Source organism: Wenyingzhuangia sp. (assembly GCF_039768515.1).
In the GTDB taxonomy this organism is placed as follows: Bacteria; Bacteroidota; Bacteroidia; order Flavobacteriales; family Flavobacteriaceae; genus Wenyingzhuangia.
Genome location: NZ_JBDNAI010000012.1, coordinates 37688 through 59126 on the forward strand (window position 1 = coordinate 37688; position 21439 = coordinate 59126).

General features: G+C 35.1%; 20 protein-coding genes. 9 read left to right on the top strand and 11 right to left on the bottom strand.

All coding sequences use genetic code 11. The features are described from left to right. Positions 1 to 6: 6 nt before the first annotated feature. From ABF281_RS00905 to ABF281_RS00925, 5 genes are all read right to left on the bottom strand, one after another. Positions 7 to 870, bottom strand: a complete 864-nt coding sequence (locus ABF281_RS00905; protein ID WP_068827853.1) for a sigma-70 family RNA polymerase sigma factor — start codon at positions 868 to 870, stop codon at positions 7 to 9. 232 nt (positions 871 to 1102) lie between these two features. After that, on the bottom strand, positions 1103 to 3331 hold the full coding sequence (locus ABF281_RS00910) for a polyribonucleotide nucleotidyltransferase (RefSeq protein WP_347179821.1): 2229 nt from the start codon (positions 3329 to 3331) through the stop codon (positions 1103 to 1105). A gap of 199 nt (positions 3332 to 3530) precedes the next feature. Continuing rightward, positions 3531 to 3800 carry a 30S ribosomal protein S15 gene (gene rpsO / locus ABF281_RS00915; RefSeq protein WP_347179822.1) on the bottom strand — a complete coding sequence of 90 codons (270 nt, stop codon included), beginning with the start codon at positions 3798 to 3800 and terminating at the stop codon, positions 3531 to 3533. Positions 3801 to 3937: 137 nt separating this feature from the next. Next, positions 3938 to 4720 carry a tRNA pseudouridine(38-40) synthase TruA gene (locus ABF281_RS00920; RefSeq protein WP_347179823.1) on the bottom strand — a complete coding sequence of 261 codons (783 nt, stop codon included), beginning with the start codon at positions 4718 to 4720 and terminating at the stop codon, positions 3938 to 3940. Further along, entirely contained in the window at positions 4717 to 6264 is a 1548-nt protein-coding gene (locus ABF281_RS00925; protein ID WP_347179824.1) for a hypothetical protein, read from the bottom strand. The genes ABF281_RS00920 and ABF281_RS00925 overlap by 4 nt, the downstream gene beginning before the upstream one ends. A 214-nt stretch (positions 6265 to 6478) precedes the next feature. On the opposite strand from ABF281_RS00925, the gene ABF281_RS00930 reads away from it, so the two are divergent. From ABF281_RS00930 to ABF281_RS00940, 3 genes are all read left to right on the top strand, one after another. Beyond that, on the top strand, positions 6479 to 7642 hold the full coding sequence (locus ABF281_RS00930) for a 2-isopropylmalate synthase (protein WP_347179825.1): 1164 nt from the start codon (positions 6479 to 6481) through the stop codon (positions 7640 to 7642). Positions 7643 to 7767: 125 nt separating this feature from the next. After that, positions 7768 to 8040: a twin-arginine translocase TatA/TatE family subunit gene (locus tag ABF281_RS00935; protein ID WP_347179826.1), complete on the top strand. Its 273-nt coding sequence runs from the start codon at positions 7768 to 7770 to the stop codon at positions 8038 to 8040. Further along, on the top strand, positions 8040 to 8624 hold the full coding sequence (locus ABF281_RS00940; RefSeq protein ID WP_347179827.1) for a phosphatase PAP2 family protein: 585 nt from the start codon (positions 8040 to 8042) through the stop codon (positions 8622 to 8624). The genes ABF281_RS00935 and ABF281_RS00940 overlap by 1 nt, the downstream gene beginning before the upstream one ends. A 35-nt stretch (positions 8625 to 8659) precedes the next feature. Here the strand turns inward: ABF281_RS00940 and ABF281_RS00945 are convergent, their stop codons facing one another. From ABF281_RS00945 to ABF281_RS00965, 5 genes are read right to left on the bottom strand one after another with little or no spacing between them, the layout of a single operon-like run. Further along, on the bottom strand, positions 8660 to 9109 hold the full coding sequence (locus ABF281_RS00945; RefSeq protein ID WP_347179828.1) for a 6-carboxytetrahydropterin synthase: 450 nt from the start codon (positions 9107 to 9109) through the stop codon (positions 8660 to 8662). A gap of 1 nt (position 9110) precedes the next feature. Further along, positions 9111 to 9866 (bottom strand): enoyl-CoA hydratase/isomerase family protein, encoded by a 756-nt coding sequence (locus ABF281_RS00950; RefSeq protein ID WP_347179829.1) that lies wholly within the window; start codon positions 9864 to 9866, stop codon positions 9111 to 9113. A 12-nt stretch (positions 9867 to 9878) separates the two neighbouring features. After that, the gene (locus ABF281_RS00955) at positions 9879 to 11210 is read right to left on the bottom strand and encodes an MATE family efflux transporter (protein ID WP_347179830.1); all 1332 of its coding nucleotides are present in this window, start codon (positions 11208 to 11210) and stop codon (positions 9879 to 9881) included. Next, positions 11197 to 12042, bottom strand: coding sequence for a dienelactone hydrolase family protein (locus ABF281_RS00960; protein WP_347179831.1), 846 nt, complete (start codon positions 12040 to 12042; stop codon positions 11197 to 11199). Before ABF281_RS00960 ends, ABF281_RS00955 begins: the two co-directional genes overlap by 14 nt. Further along, positions 12042 to 14795 carry a PD-(D/E)XK nuclease family protein gene (locus ABF281_RS00965; protein ID WP_347179832.1) on the bottom strand — a complete coding sequence of 918 codons (2754 nt, stop codon included), beginning with the start codon at positions 14793 to 14795 and terminating at the stop codon, positions 12042 to 12044. Before ABF281_RS00965 ends, ABF281_RS00960 begins: the two co-directional genes overlap by 1 nt. Positions 14796 to 14986: 191 nt before the next feature. On the opposite strand from ABF281_RS00965, the gene ABF281_RS00970 reads away from it, so the two are divergent. From ABF281_RS00970 to ABF281_RS00995, 6 genes are read left to right on the top strand one after another with little or no spacing between them, the layout of a single operon-like run. After that, positions 14987 to 15388: a DUF2452 domain-containing protein gene (locus ABF281_RS00970; protein ID WP_347179833.1), complete on the top strand. Its 402-nt coding sequence runs from the start codon at positions 14987 to 14989 to the stop codon at positions 15386 to 15388. Between the two features lie 3 nt (positions 15389 to 15391). Then, the gene (locus tag ABF281_RS00975) at positions 15392 to 15679 is read left to right on the top strand and encodes a TIGR03643 family protein (protein ID WP_347179834.1); all 288 of its coding nucleotides are present in this window, start codon (positions 15392 to 15394) and stop codon (positions 15677 to 15679) included. Then, positions 15676 to 16776: an FAD-binding domain-containing protein gene (locus ABF281_RS00980; protein WP_347179835.1), complete on the top strand. Its 1101-nt coding sequence runs from the start codon at positions 15676 to 15678 to the stop codon at positions 16774 to 16776. Before ABF281_RS00975 ends, ABF281_RS00980 begins: the two co-directional genes overlap by 4 nt. After that, complete coding sequence (locus tag ABF281_RS00985) at positions 16752 to 18230, top strand: deoxyribodipyrimidine photo-lyase (RefSeq protein ID WP_347179836.1); 1479 nt, start codon at positions 16752 to 16754, stop codon at positions 18228 to 18230. Before ABF281_RS00980 ends, ABF281_RS00985 begins: the two co-directional genes overlap by 25 nt. Before the next feature lie 15 nt (positions 18231 to 18245). Beyond that, the gene (locus ABF281_RS00990; protein WP_347179837.1) at positions 18246 to 18383 is read left to right on the top strand and encodes a DUF2256 domain-containing protein; all 138 of its coding nucleotides are present in this window, start codon (positions 18246 to 18248) and stop codon (positions 18381 to 18383) included. After that, positions 18380 to 19861: a cryptochrome/photolyase family protein gene (locus tag ABF281_RS00995; protein ID WP_347179838.1), complete on the top strand. Its 1482-nt coding sequence runs from the start codon at positions 18380 to 18382 to the stop codon at positions 19859 to 19861. The genes ABF281_RS00990 and ABF281_RS00995 overlap by 4 nt, the downstream gene beginning before the upstream one ends. Before the next feature lie 74 nt (positions 19862 to 19935). Here the strand turns inward: ABF281_RS00995 and ABF281_RS01000 are convergent, their stop codons facing one another. Further along, positions 19936 to 21387: an OmpA family protein gene (locus ABF281_RS01000; RefSeq protein ID WP_347179839.1), complete on the bottom strand. Its 1452-nt coding sequence runs from the start codon at positions 21385 to 21387 to the stop codon at positions 19936 to 19938. Positions 21388 to 21439: the final 52 nt, after the last annotated feature.

Consider the following 21439-nt stretch of genomic DNA (forward strand, 5'->3'; position numbering starts at 1 on the left):
TATTGATTAACCTAAGTAGGTCATTAATATTTTACTTCTTGATGTATGTTTCAACCTTCGGATCGCTTTCTCTTTAATCTGACGAACTCGCTCGCGAGTCAAATCGAAAGTTTCTCCAATTTCTTCTAAAGTCATAGGTTGGTGTTCACCCAAACCAAAATACAAACGTACAACATCTGCTTCTCTAGGAGTCAAAGTTTCTAATGCTCTTTCTATTTCCACTTTCAAAGATTCATGCAGCAATGTTCTGTCTGGATTCGGTGACTCCCCAGAATTCAAAACATCATATAAGTTGGAATCTTCACCTTCTATTAGCGGAGCATCCATGGAAACGTGACGACCAGAGTTTTTCATAGACTCTTTAACATCATTGACCGTCATATCTAATTTTTTGGCTATTTCTTCTGCCGAAGGAGGACGTTCATTTTCTTGTTCTAAGAAAGCGTACATCTTATTAATCTTGTTGATCGATCCAATTTTGTTTAAAGGCAAACGAACAATACGCGACTGCTCTGCCAATGCTTGTAAAATAGATTGACGAATCCACCATACAGCATAGGATATAAATTTAAATCCACGAGTTTCATCAAAACGTTTTGCTGCTTTGATCAAACCTAAATTCCCTTCATTTATCAAATCAGGTAGCGTCAATCCTTGGTTTTGATATTGTTTTGCTACCGATACTACGAAACGTAAGTTAGCTTTTGTCAAACGCTCTAAAGCCGCTTGGTCTCCAGCTTTGATTCTTTGTGCTAATTCCACTTCCATGTCAGCAGTAATTAGATCTACTTTCCCAATTTCTTGTAAGTATTTATCTAAAGAAGCCGTCTCACGATTGGTAACCTGCTTGGTAATTTTAAGTTGTCTCATTGAATTTTGATGTTAAACTATATTGTATTTTAGGTAATACGAGCGAAAAAGGTTTTTTGTTACAAAAAATACTAGATTATTTTATTTTATTTTTTTGACACATTATAAGCAACTCATTTTAAGCTATTTACTGTTTTTCTTTTACTGATTCTCATTAGGTCTTTGCATCAACCAAACAAAAACCCCTTTCAATTAATTGAAAGGGGTTTTTGTTTTACAAGAAATCAAAAAACTAGTCCGCTTTTTTATCTTCTCTAGGCCTTCTATCCTCTCTGCGGTTATCTCTTCCGCGATGATTATCTCTACCTCTATTATTGTCTCTTGGTGGTCTTGCAACATAACCTTCTGGTTTGTCTAATAGGGCTTTTCTAGAAACCTTCTCCTTACGAGTTTTAGGGTCTCTTCCAAAGTATTTAACTTCAAACTCATCTCCCATATTTACTACATCAGTAACATTCTCGGTACGTTCCCATGCCAATTCACTAACGTGTAACAAAACTTCATTACCTGGTGCTTCTAAGTATTCAACCACAGCCCCAAAGTCAAGCATCTTAATCACCTTAACCTTGTAAGCTTTTCCTACCTCAGGCTTGAACAACATAGATTCTATATTCGCTAAAACAGCATCAATACCGTCTTGGTTGGTTCCTAAAATCTCAACTATACCTTCTGTAGTTACTGGGTCTTCGTTGATAACAATTGTACACCCTGTGGTTTTTTGTAGCTCTTGGATGTTTTTACCTCCTGGCCCAATCAATGCTCCAATATAATCGTTCGGAATTACTCTTGTAATCATTTTTGGAGAATGAGATTTCACGTCTTCATTAGGCGCTTGTATCACTTCCGTGATTTTTCCTAAGATATGTAAACGCCCCTCACGAGCTTGCTTCAATGCATTGACCAAAATCTCGTAAGACAATCCTTTTACTTTGATATCCATTTGACATGCAGTAATTCCGTCAGCTGTCCCTGTCACTTTGAAGTCCATATCTCCTAAGTGATCTTCATCACCTAAAATATCTGACAATACCGCGTAACGATCACCATCAGAAATCAATCCCATAGCAATACCAGAAACTGGTTTTGTCATTTGAATACCAGCATCCATCATAGCCATAGTACCAGCACAAACTGTTGCCATAGATGAAGAACCGTTAGACTCTAACACCTCAGAAACAACCCTTACAGTGTAAGGACAATCTGCAGGAACCATTCCTTTCAATGCGCGTTGCGCTAAATTTCCATGACCTACTTCTCTACGAGAAGTTCCTCTTAGTGGTCTAGCCTCTCCAGTACAAAATGGAGGGAAATTATAGTGTAAATAAAATCTCTCTTCTCCTTCGTTGGTTGGTGAATCAATTATATTAGCATCTCTTGAAGTACCTAAGGTTACTGTTGCCAACGCTTGAGTTTCCCCGCGTGTAAAAATAGAAGAACCGTGAGTAGAAGGCAAATAATCAACTTCTCCCCAAATAGGTCTAATTTCATCTGTTTTACGTCCATCTAATCGATTTCCTGTAGCCAATGTTAATTCACGTACTGCTTCTTTTTGAGATTTATTAAAATACTTTCCAACCAAATCACCGTAAGCCTCTAGCTCTTCTTCTGTAAAATCAGCTTTTACTTCTTCTTTTACGTTTGCAAATGCTTCAGTTCTTTCTGCTTTGGAAGTCCCTTGTGCAGCTATCGCATAGCATTTGTCATATGCCAAAGTGTTGATTCTTGTCGCCAATGTCTCATTTTCTTCAGCTTGATCATAATCACGGGTAGCTTTTTTTCCAAAAGCCTCTGCCAAACGAACTTGAGCAGCACATTGTAGCTTGATCGCTTCGTGTGCAAATTTAATTGCGTCTGCCATTTCTTCTTCAGAAATTTCATCCATTTCTCCTTCTACCATCATTACTGAATCTGCAGATGCTCCAATCATCATGTCTAAATCAGCTTCTGCTAATTGTTCACGACTTGGATTGATCACAAACGCTCCATTGACTCTAGCTACACGCGCTTCAGAAATTGGAGTTTCAAAAGGAATATCAGACAATTGAATAGCTGCTGATGCTCCTAATCCAGCCAATGCATCTGGCATTACTTCTGGGTCATGTGACATCAACTGAATCATAACCTGAGTTTCTGCGTGATAATCTTTTGGAAACAATGGACGTAACACACGATCAATCAAGCGCATAGTCAACACTTCTGCATCAGAAGGTCGAGCTTCTCTTTTAAAGAAACCTCCCGGGTATTTCCCTGCAGCTGCAAACTTTTCTCGATAATCTACTGTTAATGGTAAAAAATCTACATCAGACTGCTTGTAGTTAGATACTACTGTACATAACAACATTGCTTTTCCCATCTGCACAACAACGCTACCGTGAGCTTGCTTTGCTAATTTTCCAGTTTCGATAGATACGGTTCTTCCGTCTCCTAATTCGATAACTTCTTTAAATACCTTAGGTACCATAACTAAAATGTTTTAAGTGTTGGATGAAATAAGAAAATCCAACGGTTATTGTATAACAAAATATTGTGTTGTCATAGGGTCTTGTCTACAATGGAATCAAAATCTATGTTTTGATTTCTTATTTTTATCGCTAATAAATTCTAGCGAGATGACTAAAATAAAAAAAAGAGGCCTCATCGCCTCTTTTTTTTGTCTTAAATTATTTTCTTAACCCTAACTCTGCAACAATGGCACGATATCTTAAGACATCTACTTTGGTTAAGTAATCTAACAAAGATCTACGCTTACCCACTAACTTCACTAGAGAACGTTGTGTATTGTAGTCTTTTCTGTTTTCTTTTAGGTGTTCTGTCAAATCTGCAATTCTTTTGGTGAATAACGCTATTTGACCTTCTGTTGAACCTGTGTCAGTTGCTGACTTTCCGTGTTTTGCAAAAATCTCTGCTTTTGCTTCTTTTGATATTGACATGCTAATATTTATGTAAATGATTATTATGCAGATTCCCACGATGAGAATCGGTCGGCAAATATAATACTTTTATTTTAAGCACAAACATCATCGTTTAAAATATGTATTCTTCAAATTCAAATCAAACGTAAATCAAATCACAACGTATTGTGATGTAAAATAAGTCCACTTGCAGGTGCAATTTCGTTCAAGACAACATCGTCATCAAAATGGGTTAACGTCTTTTTCAAGAAATCTAAATCTATTTCTCCACTCCCCAATGAAAAAAGAGTACCCATCATGATTCTTATTTGATACCTCATAAACCCTGGCCCCACAACCTTGTATATGTAACTTTCTTTTGGGAAGAAATTTGCCTGGTATCGTTCATTTTTTATGATTTCAGAAGAAAAAACTTCTCTCTGAAAAAGTGTATGCTCACTAGAACGCTTGGTGTATTTTTTAAAATTATGCTTGCCTTCAAATAATTTAGCTCCTTGCTGCATAAGGTCAATATCCAATTCTGTAATCTTTCCTGTAATCATTGGAGCACAAAAAGGGTGGTTTCTTTCACCGTGAGAAAACAAATAATGGTATTCTTTGGCTTTTACCGCTCCTATCATATCAAAGGTAGCCTCAACTTTTTTCACCTTTAGCACATTCATATCTCTTGGTAGATTTTTATTTAACTCCTTTAGCAACCAACTCGTATCATATGATTGCTTGGTAATCAAATGACAATACGCATCGTTTGCAGAAACCATAGCATCAGTTCTACTTCCTCCTATTGTCTTGAATTTTTGATGCTTCAAAACAAAACGCAAAGTTTTTTCTAGATATTGTTGAATGGTTTTGACTCCTGGTTGTTTTTGCCAACCATGAAACCGAAAGCCTAAATACTGGAGTTGAATTAAATAATAATGATCGCCTAAATACTTCAATGCTTTGATTTTAATATTTTTTGTTTTACTATATCTTCCACAGGAACTCCTTTGACATTTGACTCCAACCATGACAAAATATCCAGGTACAAGAAAGAACGTTTTTCATAGGGATGGTTTTCATATACTTTTAATCCCTCATAAAGATCTTTGAAAGATTTCCTTAATTCGTGTGGATACAAGTTGCTTAAGTTTCTCAAGAATTTAATCATTTTTTTCTGTACCTCGTATAGGTTATCCATCTTCAACAAGAACTTATAAGTAGACTTAATCAACTCTTCAATATGTTCATCCTCTCCCGACTCATAGTGTGCTACCAAATTTAAAACTCTTGTATAGCAGAGTAAGTCTTCACGCATTTTCAGATTCTTATTCCTAATGATTTTATTCAAATAAAAAATACACTGTTCATAATCGCCTGCACCAAAATACATACAAGCAATTTTGTAATAAAATAACATGACATGGTGTGCATCTATTTTTTTATCTGTTTTATCCAATTCTACCAATACATTTTTCACAAAGTCAGTTCCTTTGCTGAAATCTCCAGTCAAATAAAATGAATTGATTTTATGTTGATACAAATACAAAAAGCAAAGATTTTGAGTGTTTTCAGAGGAAAATACTTTCTCTTCTTTTATTTCTATAGCTAAATCTCTTAAGATTTCTTGAAACTTGTCATTCTTTTGAAGATAAAACAGGGATTCTAACAAATAATTCACTGCCTTCAAGTAAAAAACAGGATGTAACTTTTTCATGTCCGGCAAATCATGAAACAACTGAACTAATTTTTGAGAATTACGATAGCAGGATAAAAAATCCTGAGTAATAAAACCTTGCCACAAGTTAGCCTGGTACAAATACATTTTACTAGTAAAACCAAGCTCAGAAAAATTATACTTTGGAATTCTGTCTTTGTAATACTGTTCAACGATATGGGTATCAGTATCATTTCGAGCATAACCATGTTTTAGAAACCAACTGTACAGTTGTAAAGAGAGATTTGATAATTTTGAAGTGATTACATTTTTTTGGTTGATATTTTTGGCTTCTATTGCTAAAGTATCTGCTCGATCACTCATACTACGGGTAATATACTGAGATTCAATTACTTTTTCAAGTTCTATAATTTCGTAGGCCAAATTGAATTGTTCTTTGCTAACGGCAAGCAATTTGGTTTTATCTAACAAGCGTAAACTTTGCTTATATAAACCTTTAGTGTACAATATCGTGGCAAAATCTATTTGCTCTCTGATGTGAGTAATGCTATTTTGATGTACAGGACTCAAACGCAAACTAATTAAAATTTGCCTATATAAATGAGCTTTTGTGTTCGACATCTGTTGCTTTTTAATGCTTGTCTTTGCAAGAATTAGCTTTTCGTCATATGTTGAAATCTTATCCATGAGAACGAACAAAGCCATAAAATTAGACTGGGTATTCCCTTCCAACCTCCCCGCATACAATTTAAATTGTCTTTTTTCCGATTTGCTCAATGATTTTATCAGAAAAAACAAGGGATCTTTTTTCTTTTCTTTTCTCATATTTATGTAAATCTAATTTAATTCAATACTACAAAAAATATTCATATTTACAACGCTGGATGTCGTAAAAAAAAACAACACAAACACTTGATTTTACTGGGATAATGGGTTTTATATACCGTTTGGCCTAGGGAAAGATTATTTAACAAGAGTTTTGCCCACTTGACCAGAACGTTATTTTTGTTTACACACACGCAAAAAAGACTACAAAACAATGGCTGAGGATCACGTACAGATATTTGATACAACTCTTAGAGATGGAGAACAAGTTCCGGGATGTAAACTAAACACAGAGCAGAAATTAATCATCGCTGAGCGTTTAGATTTATTAGGAGTAGACATCATCGAAGCCGGTTTTCCTGTTTCTAGTCCTGGTGATTTTAAATCGGTAGATGCCATCGCTAGGCTGGTTAAAAGAGCAACCGTTTGTGGATTGACTCGTGCCGTTGAAAACGACATTAAGGTAGCCTCGGAAGCCCTAAAGCACGCTGTAAAACCAAGAATACATACTGGAATTGGAACTTCTGATTCTCATATCAAATTCAAATTTAATTCTAACCGTGAAGCCATTATTGAACGAGCTGTTGCTGCAGTTAAATACGCCAAAGGTTTTGTGCAAGATGTTGAATTCTATGCTGAAGATGCAGGACGAACAGATAACGAATATCTAGCAAGAGTTTGCGAAGCGGTCATCAAAGCTGGTGCAACAGTTCTAAATATTCCAGACACAACAGGATACTGCTTACCTCATGAATATGGAGCTAAAATTAAGTACTTAAAAGAAAACGTAAAAGGGATAGAAAAAGCGGTATTGTCTTGTCATTGTCACAATGACTTAGGACTAGCGACTGCAAACTCAATAGAAGGTGCGATCAATGGTGCTAGACAAATAGAATGTACCATAAACGGTATTGGAGAAAGAGCAGGAAACACCTCTTTGGAAGAAGTGGTTATGATTATGAAACAACATCCTAATCTAAACCTTGATACCGGTGTCAACACAAAACTGCTATACAGTACTTCTCAAATGGTTCAAGAGCACATGGGTATGTTTGTACAAGCGAACAAGGCTGTTGTCGGTTCAAATGCTTTTGCTCATTCTTCAGGAATTCATCAAGACGGAGTTATTAAAAATCGAGAAACCTATGAAATCATGGATCCAGAAGATGTTGGGGTTACCGAGTCTGCTATCATTTTAACTGCACGTAGTGGAAGAGCTGCCTTGGCTTACAGAGCAAAAAACATAGGTTATGAACTTACAAAATTAGAACTCGATTCTATTTATCCAAAATTCTTAGCATTTGCTGATACTAAAAAAGAAATTGTAAATGAAGACATTCACCTTCTGATGAAACAAAACCAAATCATCCAAAGTTAAGTCACTATTTACTTGGAGCATAACTCAAAAAAGATCTCTTTAGTTAGGGGTCTTTTTTTGTGGAACTTCAAATTATTGAAAAGTCATTTATTCCTGTTATCTTTGCTAAACTAAATTTTAACACTATGTTTTTATTCATCGGGGGTCCTGAAATTTTTATCGTTCTTCTGTTAGTGGTTATGCTTTTTGGAGCTGATAAAATTCCTGAAATCGCAAGGGGACTTGCTAAAGGGATCAACCAAGTTAAAAATGCTACCAATGACATCAAAAAAGAAATTAACAACTCTGCAGTTAATAATGGGTTAGATCTTGACGTTACCAAAGACATTAAAGAAACTGTTAAAGACGTAAAGTCTAGCATCGATGAAGTTACAGGACCTATTAAAAGGATGAAATAATGAATCTATTAGATGTTTTCATCCATGCTGATCAACAACTTTTAGTGTACCTTAACAATTTTGGAGACCGCCGTTACGATGCTTTTTGGCTTGCAATCACAAAGGCAACAAACTGGCTCCCACTTTTTATTTTCTGGCTATTTTTGTTAGTAAAGCAGTTGGGCTGGAAAAAAGGGATCTTTCTTTTCTTATTTATCTCTCTGATGGCTGGGTTATCTGATATTTTAGTAAACCTGATTAAATACTCATTTGAAAGACCAAGACCATGTTGGCAAATAGGAGTTATGGAACAAATAAGAATTTTAAAACCTTCTAGGAGCTTTAGTTTTGTTTCAGGACACGCAACCACTTCTATGGCAGTAACTACATTTATATATTTTCTTTTTAGAAAAAAATCTCCATGGACAGTTATTTTCTTCAGCTATCCATTGTTGTTTGCTTACAGCAGAATTTATATGGGAAAACATTACCCCCTTGATATCCTCTGCGGCTATGCCTTAGGGGTTACAGAGGCCATTATATGTGTTAAGCTTGTAAAGTTTTTGATTCACAAATGGTTTGACACCAGTGTTACCAACACGTAAATCTTTCTGTCTAGAACCCTCCCAAAACGCGAATTTTATTGATCACTTGCATACCATTCAGCAAAAGAGCTACTTGTTTCTTGTAGTTTTAAAGAGTGCAATTTAATATGACGAGGAAGTCTATCTTTAATCTTTTTAGCAAAATCTAAAATCATCATCTCGCTAGTGGGTTGATAGTCAACTAAAATAACATGATGCCCTCTGTCCTGTAATTCTTTTGCTAATTCCACGTGTGGAGTGTTTTTATTGAATACAGTAGCATGATCAAAAACATCTTCTATTTCAGATTTAACAATGGTTTTTAAATCCGAAAAATCTATAACCATCCCGTTTTTAACATGATTTATATCTTGAATAGGTGTGCCAATAACCGTCACATACAACTTATAACTATGCCCATGTACATTTCTGCATTTACCGTCGTACCCATGTAACGCATGACCTGTTTCAAAATCAAATTTCTTTGTAATTCTTATTTTTTCCATGTTACTTTCTTTTAAACTGGGTTAGCGCTTCTATTGTCGCTTCGGACAACACTAACTCTCCACTTATAGCAGCTCTTTCTTCTAATAAAATATCCCAGTGATCTGTATTTTGCCACATCGCTTTTTTCATTTCAGCCAAAGCTTGAGGATGATAACTGACCAACTGTTTTAGCAAGGCATCTGACTTTTGATTCAATTGATCAAGATCTGCCTCAACCTCATGAAACAAACCTGAGGTTTGTGCCCATGTTGCACTTTTCCACTGGTTTGCATTTAACGCTAGACTGGTCATATTTGACAAGCCTATCTTTCTGGTGATTGCCGGTTCTATAACAAAAGGCCCTATCCCGATACTTAATTCTGACAATTTTACAGCAGCACTTTCTGTGGCAAAAACGTAATCGCTAGCTGCTGCAATCCCCACACCGCCTCCTACTGCTTTACCCTGTACAGTCGTTAACACTATTTTACCACACCTTCTAATCTCATTGATTACTTTAGCAAAACCCATAAAGAAACGCTTTGCTTCGTCTAGTTCCTTAATGGCCAACAATTCATCGAAAGAGGCTCCAGCACAAAACACTTTTTCACCTGCACTTTTCAAATGAATAACCTGAACATTAACATCAGAAGCGCAGGTTTTAATCATCTCTCGCAACTGTTCTAATGCCTCACTTCCCAAAGAATTACTCGCTGAACTAAAAAACTCTATCTGAGCTACTTTATCTTTAATGGTATTCTTTACGTATGACTCCATATATTCAAATATTTATTCCAGATTTAAATTCAAAATATTTTTTAGTTTGAAATGTAAAATGACTGCTCGTATAAACATCCAAACCACAAATGCCATCCAAATACCTAACATTTTAAAACCAAGAAAATCAAAGATCATCAAGGTGGGCACAAATCCAACAAAAGTTGCTACTAATAATGTATTTCTCAATGTTACTGCTTCTGCCATTCCTTTAAAAACATCATCATACACAAAGGTGACCGCATTCAAAGGCTGCATAAGCAACACCATCCAGAAAAAAGAAGTAAAAATACTTATAACTTCTTTATCTTTTGTAAAAACAAACCCTACATAAGGATATGCAAATGTAAAAACAATTAACAACAACAAAGAAACTCCTAGCGTATATTTCATAATCGTATTGACCAATAGAGATAATTCTTTATAATTTTTTTCTCCTTTTAACTTTCCTGAAATGATAGCGGACACACTAGCGTAGCCATCCATAAAAAAAGCAAAGAATAACCATATTTGAAAAGCAATTGTAAAGGCAGCTATATAACTAGGACCATATTTTGTAGCGTAAGTATTCGCCATGACTAAACTGACATTCAAAGCAATTGTCCGAACCAGCATATTGGCGCTTATACTGAGTGTTCTTTTTAATTGCGGATGAGTTTTAAAACTAATTTTTAAACGAAAAGGTGTTTTTAAAAACAGTAACACCAAAGCAAACACAAACATGACCAACTGAGAAAACACACTTGCCCATGCAGCTCCTTCTACGTGCATTGCCGGAATAAAACCTTTTACACCATACACCAACACAACATCTAATATGATATTTAATACGGCGCCAGTAAGACTTACAATCATAGGCCAAAAAGTATTTTGCAATCCTCTAAAAACAGAAAAAACAGAAACGATAAACAAAAGCATAGGAAAACCTAAAGCTCTAATTTTATAATATGAAACCGTGTAGTCTAACACCAATCCGTCAGCATTATAAAATTTAAAAATCCATACTGATGAACCATATGTGATAAAATAAACCAAACAGCCCAACACAATATTGATTCCAATCATTTGCGCAGGCAAGCCTATGATTTTATCGAGTTGATTTTTACCCAGATACTCAGCTACTAAAGCTGCAACAGCAACTTTACTTTGTGTAAAAATCCAACCAAGAGTTGCAATAAAAGAACCTGCTAAGCCTACCGCAGCTAAAGCTTGCGTTGCGTTTACCGAAACATTTCCAACGATCGCTGTATCTGTCAAAGACAAAACAGGCTCAATAACACCTGACACAATAGCTGGAATAGCGATACCATTGATATACCTAAACGAAAACCTAAGACTGTTCATGTATAAAAGATATTGATTCTTCCACCACTTGGCGCAAATATTCTGGCATTTGTTTTTCCAAATAGGGCTGACAAGAACCCAAAGCATGATCCATATTCTCTATTAAGACCAACTTACTTTTGGAATTCCAAATGTGAATATCTTTGGATTCTTGTGGTTTTACTACTTCATCTGCAGTTCCATGAATCATCAAATGGTTTGCTTTTAAATTCTTTACTGCACGTTGAATATTAAATCTATCTTGATGTTTGATAAAATCGTTATAAAAAGATATATAGTGAGGCATTTTCTGTTTGGTTCTTGTATTTATAATATAAGCAACCCCCCTTAATTTCCACCAAAACAATTTGAATCCTTTTGGAAATCTAGACTTAAAATCTGAGACGCCTGCCCAAGAAATAATGTTTTTTATTCGAGGCTCTTCGTTTGTTTTTATCGTAACAATACCACCACCTCGAGAGTGGCCTATTAATGAAATATTATTCACGTCTATTTCATTAGAAAATTTTGAATTCTGAATCACTTCATCAATAACAGATTGCAAATCATCTAACTCAATAGAAAAGGTATTTCGCCCAAAAGCATCTAAATCTGGAAAATCTATAGGCTGTTTAACTGTTCCTCCATTGTGTGAAAAACTAAATTTGACCAAAAAGAAACCTTCTTTAGCAAACTCTGTAGCAACCAAATTCAAGGCTCCCCAATCTTTAAAGCCTTTGTATCCATGACACAAAATAACAACGGGCTTCTTTACCTTGTTTTTGGTGTAGTGAAAATCTGTTAAAATTGGCTTTTTGTGTTTTCCTAATACTTGTACATTCTTTTCTACCATTATGCTTCTTTTTTATAAGGGGCGTCTAATTTTTCAATAAAATTAAATTTATCGTCTAAAATTTCGTCAATTAAGCGGAACAAAGTCTGCCTAAAAGCACCTAGATGTTCTCGGGTAACCCTCTGGTCTTTTTTCTGTCTATTGGTAGCAAAATTCATACCTAAAAACCCTTCTTTAAAATTTCTAAAAGAATAAATTCCTGTTTGGAGTTCAAACTGATCCAAATCGAAATGTTGATCTTCAGTATACAACAAAACATACATCATGACTTGGATAATCTTGTGATATTTATAATCTGAAGTCGATAAAGTCAAATCTCCTAGTTTTAAATCTGACGACTTTACAACACCTGTTTTATAATCTACTATTCTTCGGACTCCATCTACCTCATCTATCCTATCTATTTTCCCAACCAAAACTACTTGATTTCCATTTGGTGTAGTGACCGAACATTCATATTTCCCCTCTAAATCGATAATAACAATTTCTTTTCCCGAAGCCAAGTCATACAATTCTTTATCCAGAAAACTTTCTACAAATTTCTCAGCGACTTCGCTAATCAATTTATTCTTCCCTGTTTTTACCTCTCCATCTTTAAAGTACTCTTTAAATTTTGAGCTCACAACTTCTTTTAGGCTCGCCTTCATTTTTTTCAAATCTTCAACCTGTATTTTTTTTCCCTTATGGGGCAGGTACAAAAGCTCTAAAGAATCATGAACAACTGTACCCATAGTATTGCTTGCGACTTCTTCCTCAACACTTTCAGGCTTTCTTATTTTCAACACCATATTTTCATAAAAAGACAAAGGATCTCTTATGTAATCTATAATTCTACTGGGCGAAGCTCCTTTTTCAAAATAAGAAGATAATACCTCCATTACTTTTGGAGTTTTCTCTATTTCTCTAGCCTTTTTTGTATAATTATTGATTTTTGAAACAATATTCCTATGGGTAACATCTGCCTCTTTATCAATCATCAATTGAGTTAAAAACCTACTCATTTCACCTCGACCGAAATCATCAGAAGTTGTATTATAGAGCAGATAAACATTTTCCGCTCGCTGAATCAACCTATAAAAGTGATAAGAGAAGATGGCGTCCTTTGCTAAGTATGTAGGCATTTGAAATTGCTTTTTTACTTCAAAGGAAATAAAAGATCGTTCACTTGCTCCGGTGGGCAGAATCCCTTCATTTACGGATGTAATGATGACGTTCTTGAAATCTAAACAACGGGTTTCTAAAACCCCCATCAACTGCATACCTTCTAGAGCCTCTCCTCTAAAATCAATACTCTCCAAAGGCAATATTTTTTTAAATATTTTGTAAAGTACTTTTATGTTGTCGATGTATTTGTAGGTCATATTCAAATTGGATATTTCTTGAAAGACCTTTCTAAACCCTTCAACATAGAGTAATTCAATCCCATCTAACCCCGTATTCAAGTAATTGATAAACTGAATTATTCGCTCAATAAAGACAGAAATATCATCTACGGGATCGAACAATACCGCCAAACTTTTATCTAATCCAGAAGAGGTAAAAAAAGTAAGCATTTGGGAATGGGAAACAAATACCAAATTGTTTTGATTAATCGTGTTGATTACTTTTTCGCTATTGTTATTGCTGATTTTAGAAATATAGGAATGTCTTAAAAATGATAAAATATCCTTATGGTAAAAATCATTTTTACCTAGCTTGTCTTTATTCAAATGGAGTTCAAAAATGGATTGGAATAGTCCCGATAAAGGAATATTGCTCAACTGGTACCCCATGGTTATATTTACTTTATTTATTGAAGGTGGTATAGAATTTAAAACGACCGGCAAAAGAGTTTCTTCTGCCAAAACCAATGCGGTTTCATTTGCCACCAATTCTTCATCCAATAAGGTGGTAACCGATTTTAAACCGGTTACATTTAATGGACTTCCTAAAATTTGAATGTTTTTTTTCTGACTGAAATGATTATGAATCCAGTTTTTTCTTTTCCCCTTTTGTAAACATTGCCATTCATCAAAAAACTTCCTCATAAAAGTTCCTGCCTCGTGAGCCCCCTCCATGTAATAATCATCAGCATCCCAATAAATATGATTGTGTTCCAAAGCTAAAAAACTCTTAAAAATCTCTTCTTCTGCCTTATTCAAAGCATTAAAACCAATAAAATGAAAATGATTTTGCTGATGATTTCTCAAATAAGCCTCGCAATTTTTATACGCCTGTCTATATACCAAACCTTGATACCCTACTTTTTTATCAATCAACACCTTACCTAATTCTTTGTAATACAAATGAAGATCTCCAACAAAACTCATATAATTATTAATTGTGTCTGTTATCTCAGTTGATGAAGGTGACCAGTCTTTTATTTTCTGAACATCTGTGAGGTACTCAAAAATTTCTGAAGCATTAACCAAATGCCTATCAATCTCATTAAAATCTTGAATCACAATCGTTGCCCAACCTATGAAACGCTCGAAAGTATCTGATTTTAATTTTTTATTTTCTTTTTGATAGATCTTAAAAAATTCAAACAATAAAGAAATCTGATCGATATTCTCTAAACCTGATATTTCTTTAATAAAATTTTCAACACTTACAATTTTAGGTAAAAAGGAAACTTTACCTTTTAACGCTTCTTTGAACGCATTTTTCAAATAGACTCCAGCTCGCTCACTAGGAACTATACAAATCGTATCTTTTTGATTCTCTGTAATGTTTATGATAGATTCCGTCGTTTCTTGTAAAAATGTTTTCATATTTTATGTTAAAAAAGCTGTTCTATAAAGTAACGTAATTTTTAAAAAAAAGAACGCATAAGTTAAAGAAAGCTTTGAAAGAAAAACAAACTATCTTAACCTATTCTAAAGTATGGCATTTCTAAAATAAAGCACGAGTATTATTTGCGTTATTATTATTTTTATAGATTAATTATGGTTAAATCGGATCAATGAAAGAAAAAAAACCAGATAATGTGGTCTTTAGCTCTGAAAGTCAAACATACGACGCTCACTTAAAGCCCTATGCAACCAACGTAGGAGCTCCTGCAATTACGCCAACTGATAGTGTAGTTTGGAAAAACAGAAGCATCCATAAGGTCAATCAAAAGATGGAGGCAAAATATCTGGAAATCAAAAATGCGTATGCAAAAATGATTGAGGAATATGAGCACAATCAATTGATTTTTAACGCTAAATTTAATTTTGAACCCATCGTTGGAGAAATTTATCATTTGTATGAAAAAGCAAACGGAGATACTTTTTTATCCATTATTTCTCCTGAACAATGCCTTTTTGATTTTCTAGGGAGTTTTTATTTGACCACTGATTTTATTTGGAAAAAAAACAGGTAAGACATGAAAGACAAAAAAGAATTGAGCGAAAGGGAGCTAGATAGGATTATCGAAATGGCCTGGGAAGACCGAACTCCCTTTGAAGCCATTTTATTTCAATTTGGGCTTTCGGAGAAAGAAGTCATTCAGACCATGAGAGCAAACCTAAAGGAAACAAGCTTCAAGCGCTGGAGAAAAAGAGTTCATAGCGGTGTAAGTCAAAAACACCTCAAAAAAAGAAATCCAGACATTACTAGATTCAAATGTACTCGGCAACGAGCGATCACAGGAAATAAAATCAGTAAAAGATGATTACTCCTTTTTCTACTCAATTTGAAGACATTCTCAAGAAAGTGTCATCGATAGACCCTGTAGACTACGGTAAAACTAGAAATTTTATCAATGGGTCTGTTACTTATCTGTCCCCTTATATTTCTCGTGGAGTCATCTCGACACAATACGTTTATCAAGAAATTTTGAAACAAGGACACAAACCTTGGAAAGCGCAAAAACTTATACAAGAACTGGCCTGGAGAGACTATTGGCAACAAGTATGGATAGCCAAAGGAACACTGATTAACTTTGATTTAAAGCATGAGCAACCAGAGGTATCAAATCACAAGATCCCCAGTGCAATCCTAAATGCAAAAACAGGAATCATTGCCATTGACAAGGCTTTAGAAGAGTTTTACCAAACTGGCTACCTACACAATCACCTTAGAATGTATATTGCTGCATTGGCTTGTAATTTTGGGAAAAGCCACTGGAAACTCCCTGCAAGGTGGATGTATTATCACTTGCTAGACGCAGATTGGGCTAGCAATGCTTTGAGTTGGCAATGGGTAGCTGGTGCAAACAGCAACAAAAAATACATTGCGAACCAAGAAAACATAAATAAATACTGTAACACTCAGCAACAACATACTTTTTTAGACATAACCTACGAGAATATTCCCGATTTACAGATCCCTAGAGTATTAGAAGATTTGGCAGACAAAATCAAATTGGAGACCCCACTACCTAAAAAAGAAATTATATATGTTGATAGTTCACTACCAACAGCAGTGTACAACTTTTACAATTTAGACCCGCTTTGGAAAAAAGACATCATCACCAACAACGTTTTACTCTTGGAACCTTCTCATTTTAGAGAATACCCTGTCAGCCAAAAAACTTTAGATTTTGTTTTGGGACTTTCAAAAAACATTGAAGGTGTTCAAATCTATGTCGGTGAATTTGATGAATTGATTCAAGAATACCATCTTTCTTCGGTTCACTACAAAGAGCATCCTACAAACTCCCATTATAAGGGAATTGAGGAGCCCAGAGCGTGGATGTTTGATGTAAAAGGCTACTTTCCATCTTTCTTTAGTTTTTGGAAAAAATGTCAAAAACAAATTACCTATTGAAAGCCAATAATCTAAATATTGTATGGTTAAAACGTGATTTGCGTTTACAGGATCATGTTGCACTTCATCATGCAGAACAAAGCCACTTACCTTATTTGATTGTTTATCTGTTTGAACCCTCTATTTTAAAACAACCTGACGTTAACACAAGGCACTTACAATTTGTTTATCACTCCATTAAATCCCTCAACAAGAGGTTAAGACCTTTTGAAAGAGAAGTCAGTATTTTTTATGGAGAAGCAATTGATGTGTTTTCCTTTTTAAATACCCAATTCTCTGTTAAACATCTTTATAGTTACCAGGAAACGGGTACACAATTGACATGGAATAGAGACAAAAAAATGCATAATTTTTGTCGAAATCATGCAATCACATGGAAAGAGTTTCAACGAGATGGTATTTTACGTGGAATTAAGAACAGAAAAGATTGGAGTAGATCTTGGCATCAAAAAATGCACCAACCTCTAACAGAAAACAAATATAGTATAGGAACTGTATCTACACCAAAACACTCTTTTATTATTCCTGAAAACTTACTGAACAAACTAAAGAACTATCCTAAAAGTTTTCAACCTCCTGGAGAACAAAATGCATGGAGATACCTTACTTCTTTTGTTGAAAATCGTGGGTTTCAGTATCAAAAAAACATTTCCAAACCTTCCGAAAGCAGAAAATCATGCAGCAGATTATCTCCCTTTATTGCTTGGGGAAACCTGAGCATCAAACAAGTATTTCAGTTTGTGGGAACACATCCAAATGGAACCAAAAATAGCAAAGCTTTTTCTGCCATGCTAACCAGATTGCATTGGCATTGCCACTTCATTCAGAAGTTTGAAATGGAATGTAGCTACGAAACACTTTGTGTCAATAGAGGTTATGAACATTTACCTCATCTTCCTAACGAAGAATACTTAAAATCCTGGAAAATGGGAACCACAGGCTACCCTTTGATAGATGCTTGTATGCGTGCCGTTATGGAAACAGGATGGATTAATTTTAGAATGAGAGCAATGGTAGTTTCCTTTTTGGTCTTTAACTTAGATCAAGATTGGAGAGAAGGTGTTTACCATTTGGCAAAGCAGTTTTTAGATTATGAACCCGGTATCCATTATCCACAATTCCAAATGCAAGCTGGGGTTACGGGTATCAATACCGTGAGACTATACAACCCTATTAAAAACTCTGAAACCCACGATACCCATGGAGCATTTATCAAAAAATGGGTACCAGAATTAAAAGATGTACCTGAGGCATTTATTCATGAACCTTGGAAAATGAGCTTGATGGAACAAAGCTTTTGTGGTGTCCACCTGGGTGAAGACTATCCATTTCCAATTGTTGATTTGAAAGAAAGTGCAAGCAAAGCAAGAGACAAAATCTGGGGGCATAGAAAACACCCAATGGTAATAAAAGAAAAAAAGAGACTACTACAAATGCATGTAAATAGACGTTAACAATTATCATTAGGTATGAAAAAACAAAATCTTCCCTCAAAAATATGCATCGTTTGTCAACTCCCTTTTAATTGGCGAAAGAAATGGGAAAAAAACTGGGAAGAAGTACGATATTGCAGTGAACGTTGTAGAAGAAACAAACCGAAGAAATGAAACAAGCAAACCTTATTTTTCCACATCAATTATTTAAAAACTCCCCTTTATTCAAAAACGAAGGTGTCTTTTATTTAATCGAAGAAGAATTATTCTTTAATCAATATAAATTTCATAAACAAAAAATTGCATTCCACAGAGCAAGCATGAAAGCCTATGAAGCCTTTCTTATTGCTAAGGGTATCGAAGTCGTTTATATTGAAGCTATAGTGCCTCTATCGGATGTACGAAATTTAATTCCTCACTTTAGAAAAGAAGAAATATCACAAATAAATTATGTAGACCCCGTAGACGAGTGGTTATCAAAACGTCTTCAACAGACAGGCGATGAAAATAATATTTTGTTAACCATGGTGGACAACCCAATGTTTCTAAACACACCACAAGACCTGTCGTCTTTCTTCAAAGAAACAAAAAAGAAATTCCACCAAACTACCTTCTACAAACAACAACGTGTTCTTAGAAATATTTTGATAGACGCTTTTGGAAATCCTGAGGGTGGAAAATGGACATTTGATGATGAGAATAGAAAAAAATATCCTGCCAAGAAAACACCTCCTGCTATTCTTTTTCCTAAGAAAGATTTGTTTTACACAGAAGCCATTTCATATGTGGATCAATATTATAAAGACAATTTGGGTCAACTGACAGACCAACCTCTCTATCCGTACCAATTTGAGAGTACACAAGCATGGCTAGAGCAATTTTTAGAGCAAAGATTTATTGAATTTGGTACCTATGAAGATGCCATTGTTTCAGAGAACTCTATCTTAAATCATAGTGTTTTGAGCCCCATGCTAAACGTAGGACTTATTACCCCAGGGGAAATTATCAATCAATGCTTGGCATTTGCAAAAAAGAATGAAATTCCTATCAACTCAACAGAAGGTTTTGTCAGACAAGTTATAGGTTGGCGTGAATTTATGAGAGGTGTTTACATTACGTGTGGATCTAAAGAACGAACCCAAAATTTTTGGGGGTTTTCTAAAAAAATTCCCCGCTCATTTTACGATGGAACAACGGGCATCGTTCCTATTGATCAAACAATTCATAAATTATTAACATCTGGATATTCTCATCACATCGAACGTTTAATGGTCTTGGGTAATTTTATGTTGCTCTGTGAATTTGATCCTGATGAAGTATATCAATGGTTTATGGAACTGTTCATCGATGCTTACGATTGGGTGATGGTTCCTAACATCTACGGAATGAGTCAATTTGCTGATGGTGGCCTAATGTCGACAAAACCGTACATAAGTGGAAGTAATTATTTAATGAAAATGAGCAACTATAAAAAGGGGGAATGGCAAGTCATTTGGGATGGTTTATTTTGGAGATTTATAGACAAACAAAGAGCTTTTCTGAGTAAAAACCCAAGGCTAAGAATGATGGTCGCTATGTTTGACAAAATGGATGCAACAAAAAAAGAAGCGCATCTTAAAAACGCAGATGTTTTCCTAAATAGTTTGGAATAAGTGGAGGTTTACTTTAATACCCAATAGTAGAAGAGCACAAAGGGAGTTTGATTTAGAAAAGAAAACGAGCTAAATTATTCTACAGCAGTTAAAACCACTCGTCTATTTAAAACCCTACCCAGAGTTGTTTTATTGCTTGCCACAGGGATTATTTTTCCGTAGCCTTCAATATGCAAACGACATGCCTCAATTCCTTGAGAAATAAGATAAGCTGATACCGCTTCTACTCTTTTTTGAGATAATTTTAAGTTTAAGTCTTTATTCCCTGTGGCATCAGTGTGACCTTGGATATCAAAACGAACATCTTCATATTCTTTCATCACTTGCACAATGTTATTCAAAATCCTTTTGGAACTCTGTTTTAATTTATAATCCCCCGTACTAAAGTGGATGCTCTTAGCATAGGCACCTAGTGTTTTTCTTGGTCTTTCAACATTCTCCAACGGGCAACCATGATTGTCTTTACGACCTTTTTCATGTACACAATGGTCCATGTGATCTGCTACCCCATCTTGATCAGTATCTGGCCAAGGACAACCACTGTTTTCTTTGGGACCAAACTCATTAGGACAGTTGTCATTTTTATCTACCAAACCATCGAGATCAGTATCGGGACAACCGAAAAACTTTGCTTGACCAGGCACCTCTGGGCAAGAGTCTTTGTGATTGGCAATACCATCTCCATCATCATCTGGACATCCATTGTGTAAGATATCACCAGGTAATTTTGGACAGGAATCGTTTTTATCTGCAATACCATCTTCATCTTGATCAGGACAACCATCTGTCGCTAAACCTCCTGGCAATTCAGGACAAGCATCTACTTTATCTCTTATGCCGTCCCCATCAAGATCATGACAAGAAAATGTTTGTAGATTTTCATGAATTGAACAATCCTCTTGGTTCTTTACTTTCTGCTTTTTTGAACCAAATTTAACAACAAAGGAGAAGGCATGGTGAAAGTGAAAGGCTCCTAAATACTGAACGGATCTCAAATTCTCTGGGATTAAGAAATGTGACATTGTCCCAAGAAATCTAGACCCATCTCCTTTAAAAGATGACTCAATATTGATTCCCACAGAAGAATTAAACCAAATATTAAAACCCAAAGCTGGAGCACTAGTAAAATACCAATCGTCTTGAACAATCACTCCTCCTAAACTAAACTTAGCATAAGGATCAAACCATCCTGTTTGACCAAACAAAGTGTTTAAATCATACCTGGCTCCAAGATCTAATGAGTAATATTTTTTTTTCTCAGCTTTTAAATTGTTTGGAATTTTACTTATTTTATTTTCAGCGGCCGCCAAATCTAAAGAAAAACCTTTGCCTAAATATTTTGCCACATACAACCTTGAGATTACTGGGTAAATATTCAAATCCTTATCTAATCTGGTATAATCTAAAAATTGATCGGAAAGACTTGTGTATTCTTTATTTAAGATATCAACACCGTTTGTACCAACACCTATAGCCCATGTTTTCTCTCCATCTTGAGCGTTTGCTTCTGTGATTGATAGGGCCAAAAAAAATAAAATAAAGAGGCTACTAAAGTATCTCATACTAAGAATACAGTGT